Source organism: Bacteroidales bacterium (assembly GCA_031276035.1).
In the GTDB taxonomy this organism is placed as follows: domain Bacteria; phylum Bacteroidota; class Bacteroidia; order Bacteroidales; family BM520; genus RGIG7150.
Map to the genome: position 1 here is coordinate 90,824 of JAISNV010000001.1, position 22,387 is coordinate 113,210.

Consider the following 22,387-nt stretch of genomic DNA (forward strand, 5'->3'; position numbering starts at 1 on the left):
CCTAAATAATGAAATTCTATAATCCTCAATTTCTTTGGCTGCTTTTAGCTCTGATAATTCCGGTTATCATTCATTTTTTCCGTTTCAGAAAATTTAAAACGGAATATTTTACCAATGTCGAATTACTGAAAAAGATTAATATTGAAAAAAGAAGGATATCTAATTTAAGACGATTGATAATCCTTTGTCTGAGACTACTCGCCATAACTTGCCTTGTTTTCGTTTTTGCAAAACCTTACATTCCTAAAACATATCAAAGCGAGGCGAATAAGTCTAATATCATTAATATTTACATTGATAATTCGGCAAGTATGGAAGAACAGGAATCTATTTCCTTGCTTGATAATGCTAAAAAGAAAGCGAAACAAATTGTTATGATGTACGGAACAAATAATTTATATAAAATTTATTCCAATAATTCGCCTTTAAATCCGCCATTACTCAATAAAGATGACGCGATAGTAGCAATCGACAATATCAAAATATCATTTATAACCAGAAACTTATCATCAATAGTTGCCGCATTTAATTTTGAAAGCAGTAACGAAAAAGAAAAAAACATCTGTTATTATATTTCCGATTTCCAGATTACAAGTTCCGATTTTGAAAACCTGAAAGTTGATAATCAAACTATTTTCTTCATTCCCGTAGAAAGTAAATTTGCCAACAACTTATATATTAAAAACGTAATATTTTCAAATCCCGCATCAGTAATTTCAAACTTGCATCAAATCGATGTTATTATTGAAACCAAATCGGATCTCGGTTTTGAAAAAGTTCCTGTCAGCCTTTTCATTGAAGACAAGCTCATTTCATCCACAATTGTTGATGTTTCTGCAAATTCGTCGATTACGCTTCCGATAGCATTTCCCGACAATATTGCGGGAATTAAGAGCGCTTACGTGCAAATCGAAGATAATTCCGTTACTTTCGACAATATCTTTTACTTTACTTACAAATTGAGAAATGAAATCTCGGTACTGAATATTTACGACGGCACACCAAACAGATATATCCGTACTTTGTTTTCAAGCGACAGCATTTTTAACTTCCGCCTAACCGACAGAAAGTTTATTAAATACGACGAATTGTCATTCTATGATCTCGTAATATTAGACGGTTTAGCGGAAATTCCCGACGGCTTGACTCAAGAATTATTCAGAAACATTGAACTTGGAAAAAGTATAATGTTAATTCCGAATAATGACTTTTTAGATTTAGAAAGTTATAATGCTTTTCTTGATAAATTTTCATTTGGAAGAATAAATCCTTTGATAAATACAAACGACAGAAATACAAACATTTCTTTTGAATCCGGATTCTTCACCGATGTTTTTTACGATATAGAATCTCTGTCGAATAAAAACCTGGAACTGCCTGTAATCAATTTGTATTTCCCGATTGACAAAGAGGAAAATGTTGTTCCGTTAATCAAACTTTCGGCAAATAATTCCAACATCTTCTCTTATAAGAAATTCGACAATGCAACTCTTTACGTTTTCGCTGTTCCTTTCGACAAAGATTATACGGATATTCATATAAATGCGCTTTTCGTGCCTATAATGTACAAAGCCGCCTTCACTGTATCTGGAGCAAGCATATCAAGTTATTCTCAGAACGAAAAAGTCATCAGACTAAATCCTTCAATAAAATCCGTAGATAATTTAAAATTGATTTGCAGAAGCGACTCGACATTCGCTTCTTATGTCTTTGAAGCTATCAATAATAACACTTTATTAAGATTTAAGGACGATTTAGAAGCTCCCGCAAGCAATTACATTGTTAACCAAAACAACATTTCTGTCGACGGATTTTCAATTAATAACAGTCGTGAGGAATCAGTTTTCAAATTTTACGATCAAAGCACAATCAAAGAGCTTTTATCACAATATAAACTCGAAAACTGCACTGTATTAAGTGCTTCCGATAATATATTCGAGAAAGACCTGGCGGCAATAATAAACGCGAGCAATTTATGGAAACTCTTTTTATTAGTTTGCATTTTGTTAATAATTACCGAAATGATACTATTGCGTTTATGGGAGTAAAAAACTAATTTTGCAAAAAATTTTTCAGAAGGTACTTTTATGACAGAAGATTTGCATTTGGACAACGAGCAAAAGAACGAGAAAACTCACAAACATACGACTTTACAAGTTTCCGAGATGTATGAAAATTGGTTTCTCGACTATGCTACTTACGTTATTTTAGAGCGTGCAATTCCTGAAGTCATTGACGGTTTAAAGCCTGTGCAACGGAGAATTCTCCATACAATGGATGAAATGGACGACGGCAGATACAACAAAGTTGCAAATATTATCGGGCAAACCATGAAATACCATCCGCATGGCGATGCTTCCATCGGCGACGCACTTGTACAATTGGGACAAAGAGAGTTGTTAATAGACACTCAGGGCAACTGGGGAAATACTATTACCGGCGACAGCGCCGCCGCGCCGCGTTATATTGAAGCCCGACTGACTCCTTTTGCAAAGGAAATTGCGTTTAACCACAAAACAACCGAATGGACACCTTCTTACGACGGCAGAAATAATGAGCCGGTAAAATTGCCGGTAAAATTTCCTTTATTGCTCGCACAGGGAATTGAAGGTATAGCTGTTGGATTGGCTTGCAAAATTTTACCGCACAATTTCAATGAACTGATCGACGCTTCGCTGGCATATCTAAAAGGCGAAGAGTTCGAACTGTATCCCGATTTTCCGAATGGCGGAAAAGCTGATTTCTCCAAATATAACGAGGGACTTCGCGGCGGAAAAGTGATTTCAAGAGCAAAATTATCGAAAATAGATAACAAAACAATTGCAATTACCGAAATTCCTTTCGGCAGAACTACAGAAACAGTTATCAATTCTATCATTGCTGCAAACGATAAAGGTAAAATCAAAATAAAAAAAATAGACGATAATACGGCGGAAAAAGCTGAGATCATTGTTCAACTTGCAACCGGCGTAAGTCCGGATAAAACAATCGACGCTCTGTATGCTTTCACCGACTGCCAGATTTCTATTTCTCCAAATTCTTGTGTGATTTACAACAAGAAACCGGTTTTTATGGGTGTTACCGATATTCTTAAAATTTCTACGGATAACACTGTTGAACTATTAAGAAAAGAACTTGAAATAAAGCAGGCAGAATTGATGGAGCAGTTGCTGTATGCTTCTTTGGAAAGAATTTTTATTGAAAACAAAATATATAGAAAGATCGAAGAATGTAAAACTTGGGAATCGGTAATTGAAACAATCGACAAAGGATTGGAACCGTACAAAGCACAGTTTTATAGAGAAATAACTCAAGACGATATCATTTGGCTGACGGAATTAAAGATTAAGAAAATATCAAAATACGACATCAGCAAAGTTGAAGAGCGTATAAAAAACATGCAGGAAGCCCTGAAAGAAACACAGAAAAATCTTGCGACTATAATTCCTTATACGATAAAATATTTTGAAAAGATAAAAGAAAAATACGGCAAAGGTAAAGATAGAAGAACCGAGATTGAAAATATAGATTCCATTGATGCTGTAAAAGTTGTAGCTACTTCCTGCAAGTTGTATATTGACATAGAAGAAGGTTTCGCCGGAACCGGATTGAAAAAGGCGGAATATGTTTGCGACTGCTCTGATATTGACGATATTATTTATATCAGAAAAGACGGAACATATCAGGTATCCAAAGTCAGTGATAAATTTTTCGTGGGTAAAGATGTAATTTATGTTAACGTATTCCGAAAGAATGATAATCGTACCATTTATAATTGCGTTTATCAAGACGGACCAAACGGAGCGTATTTTGTAAAAAGATTTCCGATTACCGGAATTACTCGCGATAAGGAATATTACATCACAAACGGAAAATCCAATTCCAAAATCATTTACCTCAATGTTAGACCGAACGGTGAAGCTGAGACAATAAAAGTCACTCTCCGTCCCAAACCTAAACTCAGAAACCTCAACTTTGAATATGATTTTAAAGATTTGGCAATCAAAGGTAAAAATTCGAAAGGGAATATATTAACCAAACACAGTGTCAAGAAAATTCAGATTAAAGATGAAGGCGTTTCCACTCTCGAAGCTTTGAAAGTTTGGTTTGATGATTCGGTTAAAAGACTTAACACGGATGGCAGAGGAAATTTTATAGGCGGTTTTGAAGGTGATGATAAAATTATGTGCGCGTTCGCCGACGGCACTTTCAGAATTATCAATTTCGATATAACAAATCATTTTGACGATATACCTATTTATATAGAGAAGCATCATCCTTTGAGAATTTACTCCGTGATTTATTACTCCGGAGAGAAAAGAAAAACTTATGTAAAGAGATTTCAGCTCGAAAATATTGAGGTATTCGGTTCGCTTCTCGACGGCCATCCCGACTCAAGATTACTGAATTTCTTCTATGAAGACCATCCGAGGATTGCACTTGTTTATCCTGAAAACAAGAAAGTTCCGCATTACTATGAAATGGTTGAACTGGATACTTTCATCGAACCGAAAGGCTACACAGCCAAAGGGAAAAGATTGACGGACAAAGACTTTGAAGAGATTTTAATACTCAAACCTTATTATCCCGACAGAACAATATTTAATGAAGATATTATTGCCGGAAATCAGGAAGATAATATTGAAGATGAAACTTCTGAAAATACGGAGAACACTGATAATGATGATAATTTGAAAAATAATACGGACATCAATAATTCTAGTGATAATAATGGAGATAATTTGCCTCCATTAGTTGCTCCCGAAGGTTTAGAAGAAGATGATGATGTACAATTATCGTTGTTTTAATTTTTCGACTCCGGATTTTATATCATTTCAAACTAAAAGATAAAATTATATTTATCTTTCATTAGGACATTTCTATAAAATAATCACATAATTAATTAGAGAAATGCATTGTAAATCCGAAAACCTTAATCTAACTTTTTCATTTTGTGAATAAATTAGGAAGTTTATCCTTTTCTTCTGCTATTTCTTCACTACTTTTTTTATTGTTTCGCCCGAATCGGTACTTATTTTTATAAAATAAGTACCGGAAGTTAGATCTGAGATATCAATTTTATAATAAGTTGATGAATTAATATAATTATGAAAAGATAATTTTCTTCCTGTAATATCAAAAACATCAATATTCTTAATATTTAATTTTTGATTTTCGATGTACAATTCGCCTTCAGTAGGATTCGGATAAAGGTTGATTTCGATATTTGCATCAAAATCTTCTATGCCTACATTATTTACAAGCAATTCCTTTTCAATATCCGCAGCAGGGTTATAGTTGCCGTTACCGCTCTGTATAGCAGTAATAGTTGCTATTCCGGGACCTACGATATAGAGTAAATCATTATTAACGATTCCAACACTATTGTTATCCGAACTATAACTAACAGAAAGTCCGCTGGTTGCCATTGCCGTAAGCGTTATCGGAGCATCTCCTACAATAGCTTGCAGGTCCTGATTCCAAATTATAACCTGATCCTGCTTGCTTACAGTAAGTGGTTTATTTACTTCCGGTGCCGGACTATAATTTGCATCTCCACTCTGTATAGCAGTAATAGTTGCTATTCCGGTGCCTACAATATAGAGTAAATCTCCATTGATGATTCCCACATCAGTGTTATCGGAACTATAACTCACAGGAAGCCCGCTGGTTGCCATTGCCGTAAGCGTTATCGGAGTATCTCCTACAAAAGCTTGTAAATCCTGATTCCAAATAATCGTTTGACTTGTCAAATTAGTTACCGTAAGAGGCTTATTTACATCCGGTGCCGGTTCGTATAATTCATTACCTCCCTGTATAGCAGTAATTATAGCCTCGCCAACATTATGAAAAGTTAAAATATTATTGCTTACAGTTGCAATATCAGTATTGCTTGACATATAAGTCACGGGCAATCCGCTGGTAGCAGTTGCAGTTAATTCCGCACTACCATCATTTACGGAAAAATTTAAAGTTTGATCCCATTCAATTAATTGAGATAAATAAGAATATTCAGCAGCACCAATATCGATTCTTTCGTTAAAAATGCGAGGATTATAATAAATATCAGTTTCCGGAAGATTTAATCCCGAAGTATTCGGTATTCCCATATTGATACATGCAGAACCAATTGACAAAGACCAATTTGATTGCATTACTTGTAAACTATCGGCACTATTGACTCCGCAACCCACAATTGGAGATGGAGTTATAAAATATGGGTAAAAACTACCGGTTTCACTACCGGTATTATCAGCCATTAAGTTAATATTACCAACACCGGTATAAAGCGTTCCCTGTATTGCTGTATAATTTACTATGCTCGGCGAACTATAAAGTTGCGAAAATTGAGTATCTTTTTTATTGCCCCATAATATACAATCTGTTAAATAAGTTTTATTGGAACAAGAAATACCACCCGCATAAATACTATAATTTGTTTCCGCTAAATTATTAACAATATTGGAATTAATAATATCCAGTATAGTTGCTTCGCTTGTACAAAATATTCCTCCGATAGCATTAGCTCCGGTACTATGTGTACTTGTAGCCGTATTATTAGCTATAATGCAACCCGTAATCGTAGTACTTCCGGCATTATAAATTCCTCCAACAACATCTGAAGGATAATTTGCCAAATTATGCCAAGCCCTATTATTCATAATGAAGCAGTTTATTAAATTAACTGTGCCATAAATTTCTATTCCACCGCTACTATATCCCTCATTGTTGATTATGGAACATGTTCTAAAAATAGCCGAAGAACTATTATTTACAAATACACCTGCTCCGGCCTGACCATAATTACCATTTATAATACAATCTATAAATGTTGCCGTTGCATTATACATGTAAATACCGCCTCCATTATAACTATTACTATTAGTACGTGTTCCATTATTTTTTATAATACAATTTTCTATTGTACAATTTACAATCGATGAAACCGGATCATAAATCCTTAATCCAGACACACTGGCTTCAAATATTGTACAATTAAATACTTTTGTATTACTTGAAAAAATAATTCCCGAACTACCTAAGGCTTGTATTGTAAAACCATCTAAAGTAACAAGGCTATTATAATTAAATTGCATATCTACAACATAACTTGCAGAACCAATCAACATTGAAGATTGCCCATAATCATTTACTCCATAACTCATTGCTGGACGTTCAGTAAGGCTCGATTCAATTCCAATAAACCCTCCATATACCGAAACCCCGTTCTTCATGGCAATACCGGCAGAAGAAGTATAGGTTCCCACAGCCACAAATATAGTATCTCCATTAATCGCAGGAGTAAGTGCACCGGCAATATTGGCTTTCGCAGTAGCCCAGCTTAATCCGTCATTAGAATTATTTCCGGCAGGTTTAACATAATATTTTATCGCAAAAAGTGAATTAGATAGAACTAACGCAAAAAATATGAAAACTGTTTTTTTTAAGATAGGATGTCCCATAATCATTAATAAATATTTAGTCAAAATAAATAATCTTGATATTAAACTTTTCATATGTTATAATTTATTTTTAATTTTTACAGACTTAACCCACCGTTTTACCATATTTTTTAACTGTATTTTTATATGATAATAAAAATTGTCTCCGCCGGAGAAATCAATTGACCATGCAAAACTCTGCAAATATAAATAACTTTATCAAGTTATCCGAATTATGAATCTCAAATTATTTTTCTTAAGAAAATTTTTAAATAAAAAATTTCATTTTTATATTGTCCATATAAAAAAAAAGTGATATATTTGCAATATTAAAATAATATCAAATTAAATTTTTAATGATTATGGATAAAGAAATGAAATTCAAGGGTGTAACTATTAACGGATTATTAATGGTATTCATCGAATTGTTGTTATTAGTGGCAGCAATAGTATGTTTTATTCAAGTTGACAAAAGCAATAGCGAATTGTGGTTTATTCCGGGGTTTGCATTAATTCTTTTATTCCTCTTTTTTACTCTAGGTTATGTTTTAATTGAACCTAATGAAGCCTGCGTGCTTCTATTTTTCGGAGTTTATAAAGGGACTATTAAGAATAATGGATTTTTTTGGTTAAATCCTTTATACAAAAAGAAAAAAATCTCACAGAGAATTTGTAATCTTGATACAGACCCGATAAAAGTCAATGATAAGATAGGAAATCCTATTATGATCGGATTGGTTTTGGTTTGGAAAATCGAAGATACTTATAAGATTATGTTTGATATTGAAAATGACGGTAAAAGCAGGTTTGCTTATGAGCAATTTGTTAAAGTTCAGAGTGATGCGGCCTTAAGAAGAGTTGCCGGAATGTATCCTTACGATAATCTTGACGAAGAACACGATCATTCTGCAACATTACGCTCCAGCAGCGATGAAGTAAATGATAAATTGGAACTTGAATTAATTGACCGATTAGCAATGGCAGGAATAAAAGTTGTGGAAGCACGAATCAATTATTTGGCTTATGCCTCTGAAATTGCCAGCGCAATGCTTCGCCGTCAACAAGCATCAGCAATTATAGCCGCTCGCGAAAAGATTGTCGAAGGTGCTGTAAGCATGGTTGAAATGGCATTACAAAAATTATCGGAAAAAGATGTAATCTCTCTTGATGAAGATAAAAAAGCGAGTATGGTAAGTAATTTAATGGTTGTTTTATGTGCAGATGAAGCCGCACAACCTATCATCAACGCAGGAACCTTGTATTAATAGAAATTACAAAAATGTCTGAAAAGAAAAACGAAACAAAAGCATTTGTATTGCGAATAGATGCAGAAAAATTAGCAGCTATTGAGAAGTGGGCGCAAGATGAATTTCGCAGCACTAATGGGCAGATTTTGTGGATACTTGATCAAGCTTTAAAAAAAGGAAAAAGGATAAAAAAGTAAGAGACGAAAACACAATTACTAAATCTAAAGTAATGGCAATAGTTAACGAGAAAATAAGCTATTCGGATTTGAATAGCTTATTTTTTATTCTCTATGTCAAATAAAAATAAACACCAACTACTTATTGTAATTTTTTATATTAACTTTGCAATCGCAAATAGTGTATCTCAGATTAACCACTTTAAAAACAGAGAATTATGAAAACCAATCATTCCGCACTTGTATTGTTTTCCGGAGGGCAAGATTCTACAACTTGTTTGTTTTGGGCAAAAAAGCATTTTGATAATGTTATGGCTTTATGCTTTTCATACGGACAAAAACATTCTATTGAAATAGAAATAGCAAAAAAAATTGCACAAACAGCGGAAATTCCGATTCGGATTACGGACGCTTCGTTTATAGGTAAGATTTCGGAAAGTTCTTTGACGAATGATGAAATTATTATGGACAACAAAAAACCTAAAAATTCTTACCCTAATACTTTTGTTCCGGGACGAAATTTATTCTTTCTAAGTTTAGGAGCCGTAGTAGCTCACTCTCACGGAATACACAATTTGATAACAGGCGTCTCTCAAGCAGATTACTCCGGATATCCGGACTGCAGAGAAAACTTTATTAAATCCGCCAATGAAACCCTGAATCTTGCAATGGATGAACATTTCACAATTCACACACCTCTTATGCATTTGAACAAAGCCGATATTTGGGCTTTAGCCGATGAATTAAACATTTTGAATATCATTAAAAACGAAACCCTCACTTGTTACAGAGGAATTATTGCCGAAGGATGCGGAAATTGTCCGGCTTGTACTCTGAGGAATGCCGGATGGAAAAAATTTCAAGAAACAAAAAAATTCTAAGAAATATTTTGTATCAATAATATATTTATTGACAATCATTAAATAAAAATTGAAATGAATAAACAAACTGAAAACTTAACGTTATTAGGAAACAAAACCGAATACAAACAAGATTATACACCGGAAGTTTTAGAAACATTTATTAATCAACATCAAGCAAACGATTACTGGGTTAGTTTCAACTGTCCCGAATTTACAAGCCTATGTCCGATCACCGGTCAACCCGATTTTGCAACAATTCATATTGATTATATCCCCGATGTTAAAATGGTTGAAAGTAAAAGTTTGAAATTATACCTTTTCGGATTCAGAAATCACGGAGCTTTTCATGAAGACTGCGTAAATATCATCATGAAAGACTTAATAAAACTGATGGATCCAAAATATATTGAAGTTAAAGGAATTTTCACTCCGCGCGGCGGTATCAGTATTTACCCTTACTGTAATTACGGAAAACCAAACACTCAATATGAACAAATGGCAAGGATGAGAGTTCATAATTACAAGACGGTATAATATCTCTTACTATAAAATCAAATCATTTTTTTCTTCATATTAAATAAATAATATTATTTTTGCATCAAATTTTGAAACGCCTTTCAAAAAGCAGTCAAAATTTATACCTCTGAAAAATAATAATTTAAATATCCTTTTAATATGAATTTATTTCAAAAAGTCAAATTTTCAATCATTAAAAATCAAATAGAAAAACGTAAAAAAAATCGCCCTTTCGATTTCGAATATGCTGAAAAATACGAAATTCCGGAAGGTGCAACAAATCATCCAAATAACAGCTACTACTTTTCTTTACATGATTTAACAGGCAAAAGCATTCTTTTCAGATTGGCAAAACGCGGAGATCGAGACGAACTCTGGCTGGTTTATCATGATGTTGACGGAAAATCTTATCGCAACAGAGATCCTTTGGCAAATAACGAATCTAAGGCATCAGTAAAATGTTTGAAAGTAGGCGAAGAATGGCAATTCCAATTCAATGGCCCAGTAATTGAAGTCAATTCCGAAAATAAAACTCCTATACAAGCAAGTTTAAATGCTACTTTTACATCTACAGCTCCTATTTTTGAATTTTCCAGACATTCCGATTCAGGCGCTACTGCAAAAGCATTGGCTAAGGAAAAATTAAGTAAAGCATTCTTAAAAGAACTTTCCGAAAATCATCAGGTACATTACGAACAAGCCGGAAAAGCCAGCGGTACTTTACAATTGGACGATAAAAATATTTCTTTTGATATGCGTGCAATGCGCGACCATTCTTTCGGTAAAAGAGATTGGAATTATATGGACAGACACATTTGGCTCATGGCTTTGCTGGAAAACGGTGAAGTAATGAATGTAAACATGGTACGGTATCCCGCTATCTTCGAAATGCAGCACGGCTACTATGAAAAAGACGGAAAGTATATTAATGTGTTCTCTTGTACGGAAATGGATAAAATAACGCTTTCTGATAAAACTCCCGACAGCTTTACTTGCGAAATCAAATTAGTTGACGGCAGAAATATGAAAATGATTTGCGAAAAGGAAATCGAAGTTGCTTTCCCGTTTGATAACGGAGCTTATACTATTTTCGAAGGCATTGGCAAACTATCTGTTGATGGTATCAAGGGCCGCGGAATTATTGAAATAGGATATAACGGTGATAAGAACCGTTGGACACGGTAACAGTTGAAAAAGGTTATGAGTTATAAGATATGAGTTATGAGATAATATACAGTAAGTTAAAAATCCGAGACTCAGAATCAAAACTTTTGACTAATAAAACTTTAAATTAATTTTATGGAAATATACAAACTTAACGAGATACCAAAAGAAAAACTTAACGAAGTCGGTGGAAAAGCAAAAGGATTATGCCTTATGGCTCAATCCGGAATAAATATTGCCCCAGGTTTTGTTTTGATGAATATAGAAAGCAGTGAAGATTTGGAAAGTGCCGCACAACATTATCTTAGTAGCGGATTGAGCACGGTTGCGGTTCGTTCGTCGGCAAATGCCGAAGACGGAGGCGATTTCTCCAATGCCGGACAATATAAAACCTTTTTAAATGTTTCGGGAGAAGAAGAATTTAAAAAATCCGTTTTAGAATGCTTATCGTCACTGCACAGTTTTGAGGCGGAAAGTTACTCAGCATTTTTCAATCAGGCTAAAAGCAGCAAAATGTCTGTTGTTGTACAGCAGATGGTTAATGCAACTAAAGCCGGAGTTTGCTTTACAATAGACCCGAACAGCGGTGAAAATATTTTGCTTATTGAAGCGGTAAAAGGTGTCGGAGAATCTTTAGTGTCGGGATATGAAAGTGCCAAGCAATATACTGTGGATAAAACCGACTTGGAAAGTATTTGCACTTATAATGAAGACGAATTACTTTCCCAACATGAACTCAAGGAAATTGCAAAAGAATCCTTAAAAGCAAGCGAACATTTTGATACTCATCTGGATTTGGAATGGGCAATCGACAAGAACGGAAAAGTGCTTTGGTTGCAAGCCCGCCCGATCACTACATTAAACGAAGCTGATATTCACGAATTAGATCCGAAATGGGATTTCAAAGGACAGTTGACGACAACTTGTAATATTAGCGAAATGATGCCGGGTGCCGTAACTCCGTTGACTCTTTCAACATCCGTTTATGCAATAGACTGGGGTTTACGTAAAATGATGGTAAGTTCCGGTGTTTACAAAAGATTGGAGGATGTTCCCGAAGGAAGAGCCGCTTTCAGCATAGGAAATCATCTTTTCTTAAATTTGAGTACTATTGGACAGCTTTCCGAACATGTAATTGGTTGCAGTTCAGACGCTATAGAATTAAGTCTATGCGGAAGAATCCTCGAACATCCGGAAGATTATAAAGAACAGGTGCGTAAAGTTGGAGCATTAAAAGGGATGATAAACGGTATTAAATACGGTGGTTTCATTCTTTCACGCAATAAAGCCAGAAAGAAACTTACAAACTTAGTAAGTAAATATCAATTCACAAATCAAAATACTATCGAAAAACAAGTTGAGGCATTAGAAAAAGCTAAAGACGTTGTTAACGAAGTTTTTCTTTATCATTATATAACTTCAGCGCATTCGGGAGCAATGAGCAGCGCACTTAATATTGCATTATCGCAGAACATTCCGCCGGAAGAAGTCAGGGCTATCATTGCCGAAGCCTTAGAAAATATTGACGGAATTGAAAGTGTGGATATTCTACGTTCTTTAAGAAAAATTGCGAGAGACCTGATTGAAGAAATGCCTGACTGGGAAAACAAATCTCAAGAGGAAATTCTGCATTATTTAAAAACGAGCAATAATAAAGCTCATGAAAGTTATCTCTACTTTATAAAAAGACACGGGCATCGTGCGGTGCGTGAAGCGGAAATGTCCAGCAAAGGCTGGGCTGACGATGAAAAGGGATTTATGGATTATCTTTCGACAGTACTTTCTTCCGGTGGAATAGAACCTCCGAAAAGCAACAATAAATACAACCAGTACAAAGAAATAGATACTCGTTACAAAGGTGCGAAACGTAAAATCTTCCGTTATCTTGTAAACCAAGCGAGAGTAGGCGTTGTCAATAGAGAATCCTCAAAATCGTCAATAGTAAAAATTTTAAACGAAGTCAAAAAGGGTTATCGTCATTTAGCTCATTTATTAAATAAAGAAGGAATTTTGCAGGATGAAGAACTAATTTATTTCCTTCAACATCACGAAATAGCCGAATTAGCAAATACACGTAATGCAACATTGGTAAAATTAGCATTACAACGTAAGCGACTTTATGAGGAACAGAAAAATCTCACTTTTACCGATGTTCATTTTGATCGCCCAGTTCCGGAAATAATAGACTTGCTTAGCGGAGTTCCTGGTACCGAGCTGAAGGGAACACCTATAAGCAGAGGTATGGCTGAAGGTAAGGCGCGAGTTGTCAAATCAGTACAAGATGCCAACAAATTACAAAAAGGCGAAATCATGGTTGCGGCTTTCACAGACATAGGCTGGTCTCCGTATTATTGCAAGATTGAAGCTTTGATTACTGAAGTTGGTTCTGTATTATCACACGGTGCTGTTGTTGCCAGAGAATACACTCTGCCGTTAGTTTCCAATGTAAAAGGAGCAACCTTAATCATCAAAACAGGCGACAGAATCATGGTAAACGGTACTACAGGCGTGGTTAAGATTCTGGAAACGGAGTAATTGTTCAATGCTGTCGAAACTGCGAATGATTAATAAAACTTCCGCTGATGGGATAAGATAAATAAAACTGAATAAGTCACTGATAATGACAAAAATGATATTTTATTCCTTTTTAACCCAGATAAACCTCATCTTCCCATTCTGTTAAAAATGCAAAATAAAAATAAAACGAATTCATTATTTATTTTGCTGAAAACGAAATATTAAAAAAATGAGTAAACCGAGATCTTTAAAAAAAACAAAACTCAAAGATTATCTTCGAGAGTTATCTATTGTAATAATAGGCATTGCCGTTACGTTATATGCCGGAAATTTAATCGGTAATATAAAAGTAAAGAAAGATCTTAAATTTCAATTAACGGCAATTTATCTTGAATTAGAAGAAAATTTGAAAAAAGTTGATGAAGTTGTAAATTATTACGATCAGATTGGCCGGTTAAGAAAAAATATACACTCAAACATGCTTGACCCCGAGCATACTTCAAAAGACAGTATACTAAAATATCAAGACATTGCTCTATTTACTGCAAGCTTCAATTATAAAAAAGACGCATATACAGTTTTTGTGAATAGTGACGGCACAAAAATATTATCAAATAACAATTTGCTTTTGGATATTAGTAAATGTTATTCATCGTTGGAAGAACTCAAACAGGAACATGACCAATACATATTCACAAAATTATTGATATTTCAGGAAGTATATAAATTAGATAAAAAACTTATCTTTGGTAATAATTTTGATATTACATCCGTTTTTTTAAATGATCTGTATAATTTCCACGCTTTAAACAGCGGAATGGAAACAACTACTAAAAGTGTTAAAACTCAGATAGAAGAAGTGCTTTCAAGTAATTTTAAAAAATGAAAAAAATTTTATTCTAATATCATTAATACTAATTTTTATCATCAACGATAAAGATTGTTTTTCTTAGCCGGTTGACCTCAATTACACACTTATGTTTATATAAACCAATATTTATATGAAAAATGTCACAAAAATAATTCTGTTAGTATTAGGAATAATTCTATCAATATTCATAATTCTAATCTTTGTAATCCGCATCAATAGTCCGGGAAGATTAAACCCTCTTACGGATAATAACGGAAAGGTAATTGAAGGTTCATTAACTGAAAAAAACGGGTTACAAATCGGTCATATAAAACAAGGATTTTTCATAAGAAGTGAAAATCCCGATAATCCTGTAATTCTTTTTCTACACGGTGGACCGGGAAGTCCGGAGTTACCTATGATTGAAGTTAGCGAAAAAAACAATCGCCTTGAAAAATATTTCACGGTTTGTTATTGGGATCAACGTGCAGCGGGAATGACTTACAGCAAAGATATAGACACTGCAGACATTACTGTTTCTCAATTCGTTGAAGACACTCGCGAGATAACAGAATACCTGATAAATCGTTTCGGCAAAGAAAAGATTTACATTATGGGACATTCCTGGGGTTCCTATCTGGGCATTAAGGTTGTAGAGAAATATCCGGAATATTATCATGCTTTCATCGGAATCGGACAAGTTACAAACCAACATCTTTCCGAACAACTTGCGTATCATTATATGATGGAACATGCAAAAGCAATTAACGATAAGAAAGTTATTAAGGCCTTAAACAAATATGATCCCAACGCAAAGGATTTTCCGACTCAGAAATATCTTATCAGCACCCGAACGAGCAGCATGAACAAATACGGAATCGGAATCACACACAACAATTTTTCCATGAGAACTTTTGTAAAAGACCTTGTAAAATTTAAAGGTTACACTTTGTCCGAAAAGGTAAGATACGCCAAAGGAAGCATATTTTCATTGAAACATGTTTTTTATTATGTAATAAATGATAATCTTTTTGAATCTTCCACACTTTTTGAAGTCCCTATTTATATAATTCACGGATTATATGACTATCAGGTTTCATATAAATTGGCAAAAGAATGGATTAATTTTATTGAAGCACCTGACAGGGAATTATACACTTTTGAAAATTCTGCCCATTCGCCAAATACAGAAGAACCGGAAAAGTTTGTTGAAGTAGTAAGAGAAATCTTTGAAAAAAATAAAATAGAGTAATCAGATCAATTAGGCGAATCTTTTTTCATATTATTGAAAAAGAAAAAAATAATTTTCTTATAACATATTTCCCACTCTTCTGAATCTTATATTTGGTTTTGAACTGAAAGAAATGATAATAATTATCTTAACGATTATTATCAAAACTGAGTAAAAGCGTATTCATTTCCGTAAAAAATGATGTAAATTTTATTGAAAAAATAATATAGTTATATCTGAAAATATGGATTAATTTTAGTAAAGAAACTATATTTGCAAATCATAGTCATACGTAAAAAATAATTAACCATAAATATATTAATATGCGCTTTAGTAATGTAAGATTATTAGTCAAAGATTTTAAGAAATGTTTCAAATTTTATTCCGAACAGATTGGTTTAGAACCTGTTTGGGGAGATGAAGACGACTGTTACGCAAGTTTCAAAGTTGCTGACGGCATTGAAGGATTTGCTTTGTTTCTTTCTGATTTTATGGCTCCTGCTGTAGGTAATTCAGATAAAACTCAACCTACAGGATATAGAGAAAAAATGATGGTTTCTTTCGAAGTAGATAATGTTGATGAGGCCTATCAAACTCTTCTGAAGAAAGGAGTCGATTTTATTAATACGCCAACCGATATGCCGGATTGGGGAATGCGAACCGTTCACTTGCGGGACCCTGAAGAAAATTTAATTGAATTATTTACGCCATTAGCTACGGAATAAATCTAAATTTAAGCAAATGGAAAATTTAATTAATTGGGATGATTTCACCAAAGTCGAAATGCGTGTCGGAACGATTATTAATGCGGAAATATTTAAAGAAGCAAAAAAATCTGCTTACAAAATTACTATCGACTTTGGTGAGTTCGGGATACGTAAATCTTCGGCACAAATAACAAAACTTTACACTCCGAACGAAATAATAGGCAAGCAAGTAATTGCAGTAGTAAATTTTCCTGTAAAACAAATTGCCAATATAAAAAGCGAATGCCTCATTCTCGGTGCAGTAAATGAAGATGAAGTTACATTGCTAACCCCTGATAAAAAAGTAAAAAACGGATTAAGAATCGGATAAAATATCACTTACATCAATTCTTTAAATGAATATAAACATTACCTTTGTGAAAATATTCTAACCAATGAACACTGAAAATCAAATTAAACTTCTGAGCAATCCCGAAATTGAACCTACAAATGAGGTTATTGAAAATGTTTTAGGAAAAAATATTTTCGAAATTTATACAGACATACTCAATACTATTTCAAAACTTGACATTCAGTACGAATGGAGATATTATAATGACGGAAAGTCATGGCTTTTCAAAGCAACATACAAAAAGAAAACCGTTTTCTGGCTTTCGCTTTGGGAAGGATTAATTAAAACAAGTTTTTATTTCACAGAGAAAAACCGTCAAGGAATTTCCGAATTGTCAATAAACAAGGAAATCAAGGAAAATTTCAACAAAGTAAAAACCATCGGAAAACTAATTCCTTTAATTATTGATATTAATAAAAAGGAGCAGTTGAAAGATTTTGAAGTGATTGTGAAATATAAAATGAGTTTGAAATAAAATAATCACTCTTTCTATTTATAACAAATTATCGATTATCTCACAAAGCAAACAAAGTTCTCATAATAAGTATTTTAACGAAAAATTACATTTGTTATAAATATGTAAAAACTTACTTGATTTTTATCCATCCTTACTCATGATTTTTCAGATTGAAATTAAATATTATCTTCGCAAATCAAGCAACTATAATTACAGCTATGCTTAACAATATTGAATATCACGAACGAAATACTGCTAATAACACCTTTTCAATTCTAATTCCATCATGGAATAACCTTTCTTATTTACAACTTTGCATCAAAAGTATTCAAAAGCATTCTCATTTTTCTCATCAAATAATTGTTATAGTAAATGAAGGAAGTGACGGAACTTTGAAATGGATTGAAAATCAGAAAGAAATTGATTATATTTATTCAAATGAGAATCTTGGTATTTGTTACGCACTTAATAGTTGTCGAAAGTTAATAAAAACGGAATACGTTGTTTATGTAAATGACGATATGTATTTTCTTCCTGATTGGGATAAAGTTTTATTTGACGAGATAAAAGGAATCGGGCATAACAAGTTTATGCTTTCGGCCACTATGATTGAAGCAAAAGGTAATAATCCTGCCGTAATTATTGCAGATTACGGAACTGATATTATCTCTTTTCGCGAGGAAGAATTGCTGAAGGAATATAAAACTCTATACAAAGAAGATTGGAGCGGAAGCACTTGGCCACCAAACATTTTACATATAGATTCATGGGATTTAATCGGAGGAATGAGTATTGAATTCAGTCCGGGAATGTACTCGGATCCCGATCTATCACGTAAATTATGGGAAACAGGTGTAAAAATATTTAAAGGAAAAGGCAATAGTGTAGTTTATCATTTCGGATGTAAATCAACGAAACGAATTAAAAAAAATAACGGCAGACAAATGTTTATACTAAAATGGGGTATTTCTTCAAAAACCTTCATGAAAGATTATCTTCACATCGGGAAAGAAGCCATGGAAATCTTGCCGGAGAAACATCTGTCAAAAACAGAGAGATTAATACAAAAAATAAAAAGAATAAGAGCCGGTTTCCAGAAAACCAAGCATCATTAATGAGATTTATCACTTATCACTAATGATTCGATTTACTTCATCCATTTCATCCATTTTACCTTCTAATCACTTATATATCAATCAGTATCTATCGACCGAATAATCTTAAGATTTTCGAAGAAACAACCTACTCATCATATTCAACTTTTTCTCTTCCGATTTACAATTTTCAACCTTCAACTAATTTTGCTATTCCGCTAAATATTACTAACTTTGCACTTAATTTTATTTTTATACAAATTATTCAAATCGATGAAGAAATATCCTGAATATAAAAATCTTAGCTTAACAGATATCGCAGATAACGTACTCGATTTCTGGAAAGACAATAATGTTTTTGAGCAATCTTTGAAAAAAAATGAAGGAAAAGAGTCGTTTGTATTCTACGAAGGACCGCCTTCAGCAAACGGACAACCGGGAATACATCATGTGATGTCGCGGGCTATTAAAGATATTTTCTGCAGATATAAAACATTAAAGGGATATTATGTAAAACGTAAAGCCGGATGGGATACGCACGGGCTTCCTGTGGAAATCAGTGTGGAGAAAAGTCTCGGTATTACTAAGGAAGATATCGGCAAAAAAATAAGTATTGCCGATTACAATAAAGAGTGCCGTAAGGAAGTGATGAAGTATAAAGACATGTGGGACGACCTTACAGTCAAAATGGGCTATTGGGTTGATCTTGATGATCCGTACATCACTTTCAAAAGTAAATATATTGAAACCTTGTGGTATCTTCTCGCTAAGATTTATGAGAAAGGTTATCTTTACAAAGGATATACCATTCAACCGTATTCTCCTGCTGCCGGCACCGGATTGAGTTCACACGAGCTTAATCAACCCGGTTGCTACCGCGATGTTAAAGACACTACCGCAACCGTTCAATTCCAAGCTATCCGCAACGAAAAATCGGAATTTCTTTTCGGCAAAACAGGTCTTCCGATTGCTTTTATGGCCTGGACTACAACTCCGTGGACTCTGCCTTCCAATACCGCTCTGGCCGTCGGTGCAAATATAACTTATTATCAGGTTGAAACTCTAAACCCTTATACTTTAGAAAAAGTTTGTTTGATTTTAGGTAAAGATTTGCTGCCGAAATATTTTAACTCCAACGGCGAAGGTTTAGAATTAGATTCTTACGATCCCGAGAAAAAGATTATTCCTTATAAAGTAATTGATTCTTTCACAGGAAAAGAGCTCGAAGGTGTTAGATACGAACAACTTATCCCATGGATCAGGCCAAATGGCGATGCCTTCAGAGTAATTCTCGGTGATTATGTTTCTACTGAAGACGGAACAGGTATCGTTCATATTGCTCCTACTTTCGGTGCCGATGATGCCCGCGTTGGTCAATCCGCAGGAATAGTTCCGTTGTTATTAATGGATAAAGACGGAAATAAACGCCCTATGGTTGATACATCCGGACGTTTCTACAGAATTGAAGATCTTGATGATAATTTTGTAAAAGATTTTGTGAATGTTGATCTTTACAAGAGCTTTGCCGGACGTTATGTAAAGAATTCGTATTCGGAAAATTTGACAGATAATGATCCGACTGTGGATGTTGATATTTGCGTCATGTTGAAGCAGCAGAACAAGGCTTTCAAAATAGAAAAACATATTCACAATTATCCGCATTGCTGGCGTACAGACAAACCTGTTTTATATTATCCTTTGGATTCTTGGTTTATCAAGTCAACCGCTGTAAAAGATCGGTTGATCGAACTTAATGATACAATAAATTGGAAACCCAAAGCAACCGGAACAGGGCGTTTCGGTAATTGGTTGGAAAATCTTCAAGATTGGAATCTCAGCAGATCCCGTTATTGGGGCACTCCCCTACCGATTTGGAGTACTGAAGACGGTAAAGAACGTATCTGTATTTCATCGGTTGAACATCTTTGCAATGAAATCAACAAATCTATTGCAACGGGATTTATGCAAGAAAATCCATACAAAGATTTCGTTCCGGGAGATTATTCTGATGAGAATTATGATAAAATTGATCTTCACCGTCCGTATGTCGATGAAATTATTTTGGTTTCTCCAAGTGGAAATCCGATGAAACGGGAAAGCGATCTCATAGATGTTTGGTTTGATTCCGGAGCTATGCCTTTCGCTCAATATCATTATCCTTTTGAAAAGGCTCCTCTCGGAACTGATATCGAACCGTTAAAAGGTTCATATCCTGCCGATTTCATCGCAGAAGGCGTTGATCAAACAAGAGGCTGGTTCTATACTTTGCATGCTATTTCAACAATGTGTTTCGATTCTGTTTCCTTTAAAACATGTATATCAAACGGGTTAGTTTTGGACAAGAACGGAAATAAAATGTCTAAACGCCTCGGTAACGGAGTAGATCCTTTCGAAACAATTGCAAAATACGGTCCCGATGCTACTCGCTGGTACATGATAACAAACGCTCAGCCTTGGGATAATCTGAAATTTGACATAGACGGTATCGCCGAAGTTCAGCGTAAATTCTTCGGAACTCTCTATAATACATACTCTTTCTTTTCTTTATATGCCAATCTGGATAATTTTACTTATAAAGAAAAAGATATTGATTTTAATTCCCGTCCCGAAATTGATAGATGGATTTTATCGGAATTAAATTCATTAATAAAGTTTGTTGACGAATGTTATGCCGATTATGAGCCGACAAAAGTCGGAAGAGAAATTCAAACTTTTGTATGCGACTATCTTTCAAATTGGTACGTTCGCTTATGCAGAAGAAGATTCTGGAAAGGTGAGTATAATGAAGATAAGATATCGGCATATCAAACTTTATACACTTGCTTATCTACAGTAGCGAAACTGATTAGTCCGATAGCCCCTTTCTTCGGAGAAAGACTTTATTGCGATTTAAATAATATTTCCGGAGCTGAAAATTATATTAGTGTGCATTTAACAGATTTTCCGGTTGCAAATAATTCTTATATAGATAGTAAACTGGAAGAGCGAATGCAAATGGCTCAAAATATTTCGTCAATGGCTTTATCGTTAAGAAAACGTACCAACATCAGGGTTCGTCAGCCGTTGAGTAAAATCATGCTTCCGGTAATTTCAGAAGATTTCATTGAGCAAATTGATAAGGTTAAAGATTTGATACTCTCCGAGATAAATATCAAAGAAATTATTTATCTTAAAGACGATGAAAATATCTTAACTAAAAAGGTAAAACCGGATTTCAAAGTTTTAGGTCCTAAATACGGAAAAAACATGAAGTCAATTGCAGATAATATCAATCTTTTATCTCAAAATGAAATTAACAAATTGGAAAAAGGAGAAAACATTGATTTTGTTATTGACGGAAATAATATTGAATTGAACAAAGAAGATGTTATAATTCTTACCGAAGATATTCCGGGCTGGGTTGTTCTCAGCGAAGGTATTTTGATTGTTGCCTTAGATATTAACATTACCGAAGATTTATTATTAGAAGGTTATGCGCGTGAGTTTGTTAACAGAATACAAAATCTTAGAAAAGAAAATGATTTCAATGTTACCGACAGAATACAAATTATTGTTGAAAATTCGGATACCTTTGAGCTTGTAAATAATAAATATAATTCGTACATTTGTTCGGAAACTTTAACAGATAGTTTGACATTTGTTAAATCTATAGAAAATCATGATAAGATTGAGCTGGATTTAACAAATGGACTAATTATTAGCATTTTAATTAAAAGAAGTCAGGAGGCTTAA

At 34.0% G+C, this 22,387-nt stretch carries 16 protein-coding genes; 15 read left to right on the forward strand and 1 reads right to left on the reverse strand.

Annotated features, from left to right (window positions below):
* The first annotated feature begins 8 nt into the window (after nucleotides 1–8).
* Nucleotides 9–2,048: a BatA domain-containing protein gene (locus LBP67_00375; protein ID MDR2083441.1), complete on the forward strand. Its 2,040-nt coding sequence runs from the start codon at nucleotides 9–11 to the stop codon at nucleotides 2,046–2,048.
* A gap of 39 nt (nucleotides 2,049–2,087) precedes the next feature.
* Nucleotides 2,088–4,808: a DNA gyrase/topoisomerase IV subunit A gene (locus tag LBP67_00380; protein ID MDR2083442.1), complete on the forward strand. Its 2,721-nt coding sequence runs from the start codon at nucleotides 2,088–2,090 to the stop codon at nucleotides 4,806–4,808.
* 180 nt (nucleotides 4,809–4,988) lie between these two features.
* Here LBP67_00380 and LBP67_00385 read toward each other — a convergent pair whose 3' ends face one another.
* Nucleotides 4,989–7,517, reverse strand: a complete 2,529-nt coding sequence (locus LBP67_00385; protein ID MDR2083443.1) for a T9SS type A sorting domain-containing protein — start codon at nucleotides 7,515–7,517, stop codon at nucleotides 4,989–4,991.
* Nucleotides 7,518–7,801: 284 nt separating this feature from the next.
* Here LBP67_00385 and LBP67_00390 point away from each other — a divergent pair, with 284 nt between their 5' ends.
* The 13 genes from LBP67_00390 to ileS all read left to right on the forward strand — a co-directional run bounded on the left by LBP67_00390 (nucleotide 7,802) and on the right by ileS (nucleotide 22,387).
* Nucleotides 7,802–8,707 (forward strand): SPFH domain-containing protein, encoded by a 906-nt coding sequence (locus tag LBP67_00390; protein ID MDR2083444.1) that lies wholly within the window; start codon nucleotides 7,802–7,804, stop codon nucleotides 8,705–8,707.
* 14 nt (nucleotides 8,708–8,721) lie between these two features.
* The gene (locus tag LBP67_00395; protein ID MDR2083445.1) at nucleotides 8,722–8,886 is read left to right on the forward strand and encodes an Arc family DNA-binding protein; all 165 of its coding nucleotides are present in this window, start codon (nucleotides 8,722–8,724) and stop codon (nucleotides 8,884–8,886) included.
* 197 nt (nucleotides 8,887–9,083) lie between these two features.
* Entirely contained in the window at nucleotides 9,084–9,746 is a 663-nt protein-coding gene (gene queC / locus LBP67_00400; protein ID MDR2083446.1) for a 7-cyano-7-deazaguanine synthase QueC, read from the forward strand.
* Between the two features lie 54 nt (nucleotides 9,747–9,800).
* Nucleotides 9,801–10,262 (forward strand): preQ(1) synthase, encoded by a 462-nt coding sequence (gene queF / locus LBP67_00405; GenBank protein ID MDR2083447.1) that lies wholly within the window; start codon nucleotides 9,801–9,803, stop codon nucleotides 10,260–10,262.
* Between the two features lie 141 nt (nucleotides 10,263–10,403).
* Complete coding sequence (locus LBP67_00410) at nucleotides 10,404–11,429, forward strand: hypothetical protein (GenBank protein MDR2083448.1); 1,026 nt, start codon at nucleotides 10,404–10,406, stop codon at nucleotides 11,427–11,429.
* A gap of 114 nt (nucleotides 11,430–11,543) precedes the next feature.
* Nucleotides 11,544–13,943, forward strand: coding sequence for a hypothetical protein (locus LBP67_00415; GenBank protein ID MDR2083449.1), 2,400 nt, complete (start codon nucleotides 11,544–11,546; stop codon nucleotides 13,941–13,943).
* Between the two features lie 211 nt (nucleotides 13,944–14,154).
* On the forward strand, nucleotides 14,155–14,811 hold the full coding sequence (locus tag LBP67_00420; GenBank protein MDR2083450.1) for a hypothetical protein: 657 nt from the start codon (nucleotides 14,155–14,157) through the stop codon (nucleotides 14,809–14,811).
* Between the two features lie 115 nt (nucleotides 14,812–14,926).
* Nucleotides 14,927–16,027, forward strand: coding sequence for an alpha/beta hydrolase (locus tag LBP67_00425; protein MDR2083451.1), 1,101 nt, complete (start codon nucleotides 14,927–14,929; stop codon nucleotides 16,025–16,027).
* Nucleotides 16,028–16,329: 302 nt separating this feature from the next.
* Nucleotides 16,330–16,731 carry a VOC family protein gene (locus LBP67_00430; GenBank protein MDR2083452.1) on the forward strand — a complete coding sequence of 134 codons (402 nt, stop codon included), beginning with the start codon at nucleotides 16,330–16,332 and terminating at the stop codon, nucleotides 16,729–16,731.
* Nucleotides 16,732–16,747: 16 nt separating this feature from the next.
* A complete protein-coding gene (locus LBP67_00435) occupies nucleotides 16,748–17,083 on the forward strand; it encodes a tRNA-binding protein (protein MDR2083453.1) in 336 nt (111 codons plus the stop codon).
* A 64-nt stretch (nucleotides 17,084–17,147) separates the two neighbouring features.
* Nucleotides 17,148–17,579 (forward strand): DUF3788 domain-containing protein, encoded by a 432-nt coding sequence (locus tag LBP67_00440; protein MDR2083454.1) that lies wholly within the window; start codon nucleotides 17,148–17,150, stop codon nucleotides 17,577–17,579.
* A 200-nt stretch (nucleotides 17,580–17,779) separates the two neighbouring features.
* A complete protein-coding gene (locus LBP67_00445) occupies nucleotides 17,780–18,676 on the forward strand; it encodes a glycosyltransferase (protein MDR2083455.1) in 897 nt (298 codons plus the stop codon).
* A 252-nt stretch (nucleotides 18,677–18,928) separates the two neighbouring features.
* Nucleotides 18,929–22,387, forward strand: a complete 3,459-nt coding sequence (gene ileS, locus LBP67_00450) for an isoleucine--tRNA ligase (GenBank protein ID MDR2083456.1) — start codon at nucleotides 18,929–18,931, stop codon at nucleotides 22,385–22,387.

Bases quoted from the DNA above. Each gene is read 5' to 3' on its own strand.
- LBP67_00375 (MDR2083441.1), top strand. From the start codon at position 9: ATGAAATTCTATAATCCTCAATTTCTTTGGCTGCTTTTAGCTCTGATA.
- LBP67_00380 (MDR2083442.1), top strand. From the start codon at position 2,088: ATGACAGAAGATTTGCATTTGGACAACGAGCAAAAGAACGAGAAAACT.
- LBP67_00385 (MDR2083443.1), bottom strand. From the start codon at position 7,517: ATGAAAAGTTTAATATCAAGATTATTTATTTTGACTAAATATTTATTA.
- LBP67_00395 (MDR2083445.1), top strand. From the start codon at position 8,722: ATGTCTGAAAAGAAAAACGAAACAAAAGCATTTGTATTGCGAATAGAT.
- queC (MDR2083446.1), top strand. From the start codon at position 9,084: ATGAAAACCAATCATTCCGCACTTGTATTGTTTTCCGGAGGGCAAGAT.
- queF (MDR2083447.1), top strand. From the start codon at position 9,801: ATGAATAAACAAACTGAAAACTTAACGTTATTAGGAAACAAAACCGAA.
- LBP67_00410 (MDR2083448.1), top strand. From the start codon at position 10,404: ATGAATTTATTTCAAAAAGTCAAATTTTCAATCATTAAAAATCAAATA.
- LBP67_00415 (MDR2083449.1), top strand. From the start codon at position 11,544: ATGGAAATATACAAACTTAACGAGATACCAAAAGAAAAACTTAACGAA.
- LBP67_00420 (MDR2083450.1), top strand. From the start codon at position 14,155: ATGAGTAAACCGAGATCTTTAAAAAAAACAAAACTCAAAGATTATCTT.
- LBP67_00425 (MDR2083451.1), top strand. From the start codon at position 14,927: ATGAAAAATGTCACAAAAATAATTCTGTTAGTATTAGGAATAATTCTA.
- LBP67_00430 (MDR2083452.1), top strand. From the start codon at position 16,330: ATGCGCTTTAGTAATGTAAGATTATTAGTCAAAGATTTTAAGAAATGT.
- LBP67_00435 (MDR2083453.1), top strand. From the start codon at position 16,748: ATGGAAAATTTAATTAATTGGGATGATTTCACCAAAGTCGAAATGCGT.
- LBP67_00440 (MDR2083454.1), top strand. From the start codon at position 17,148: ATGAACACTGAAAATCAAATTAAACTTCTGAGCAATCCCGAAATTGAA.
- LBP67_00445 (MDR2083455.1), top strand. From the start codon at position 17,780: ATGCTTAACAATATTGAATATCACGAACGAAATACTGCTAATAACACC.
- ileS (MDR2083456.1), top strand. From the start codon at position 18,929: ATGAAGAAATATCCTGAATATAAAAATCTTAGCTTAACAGATATCGCA.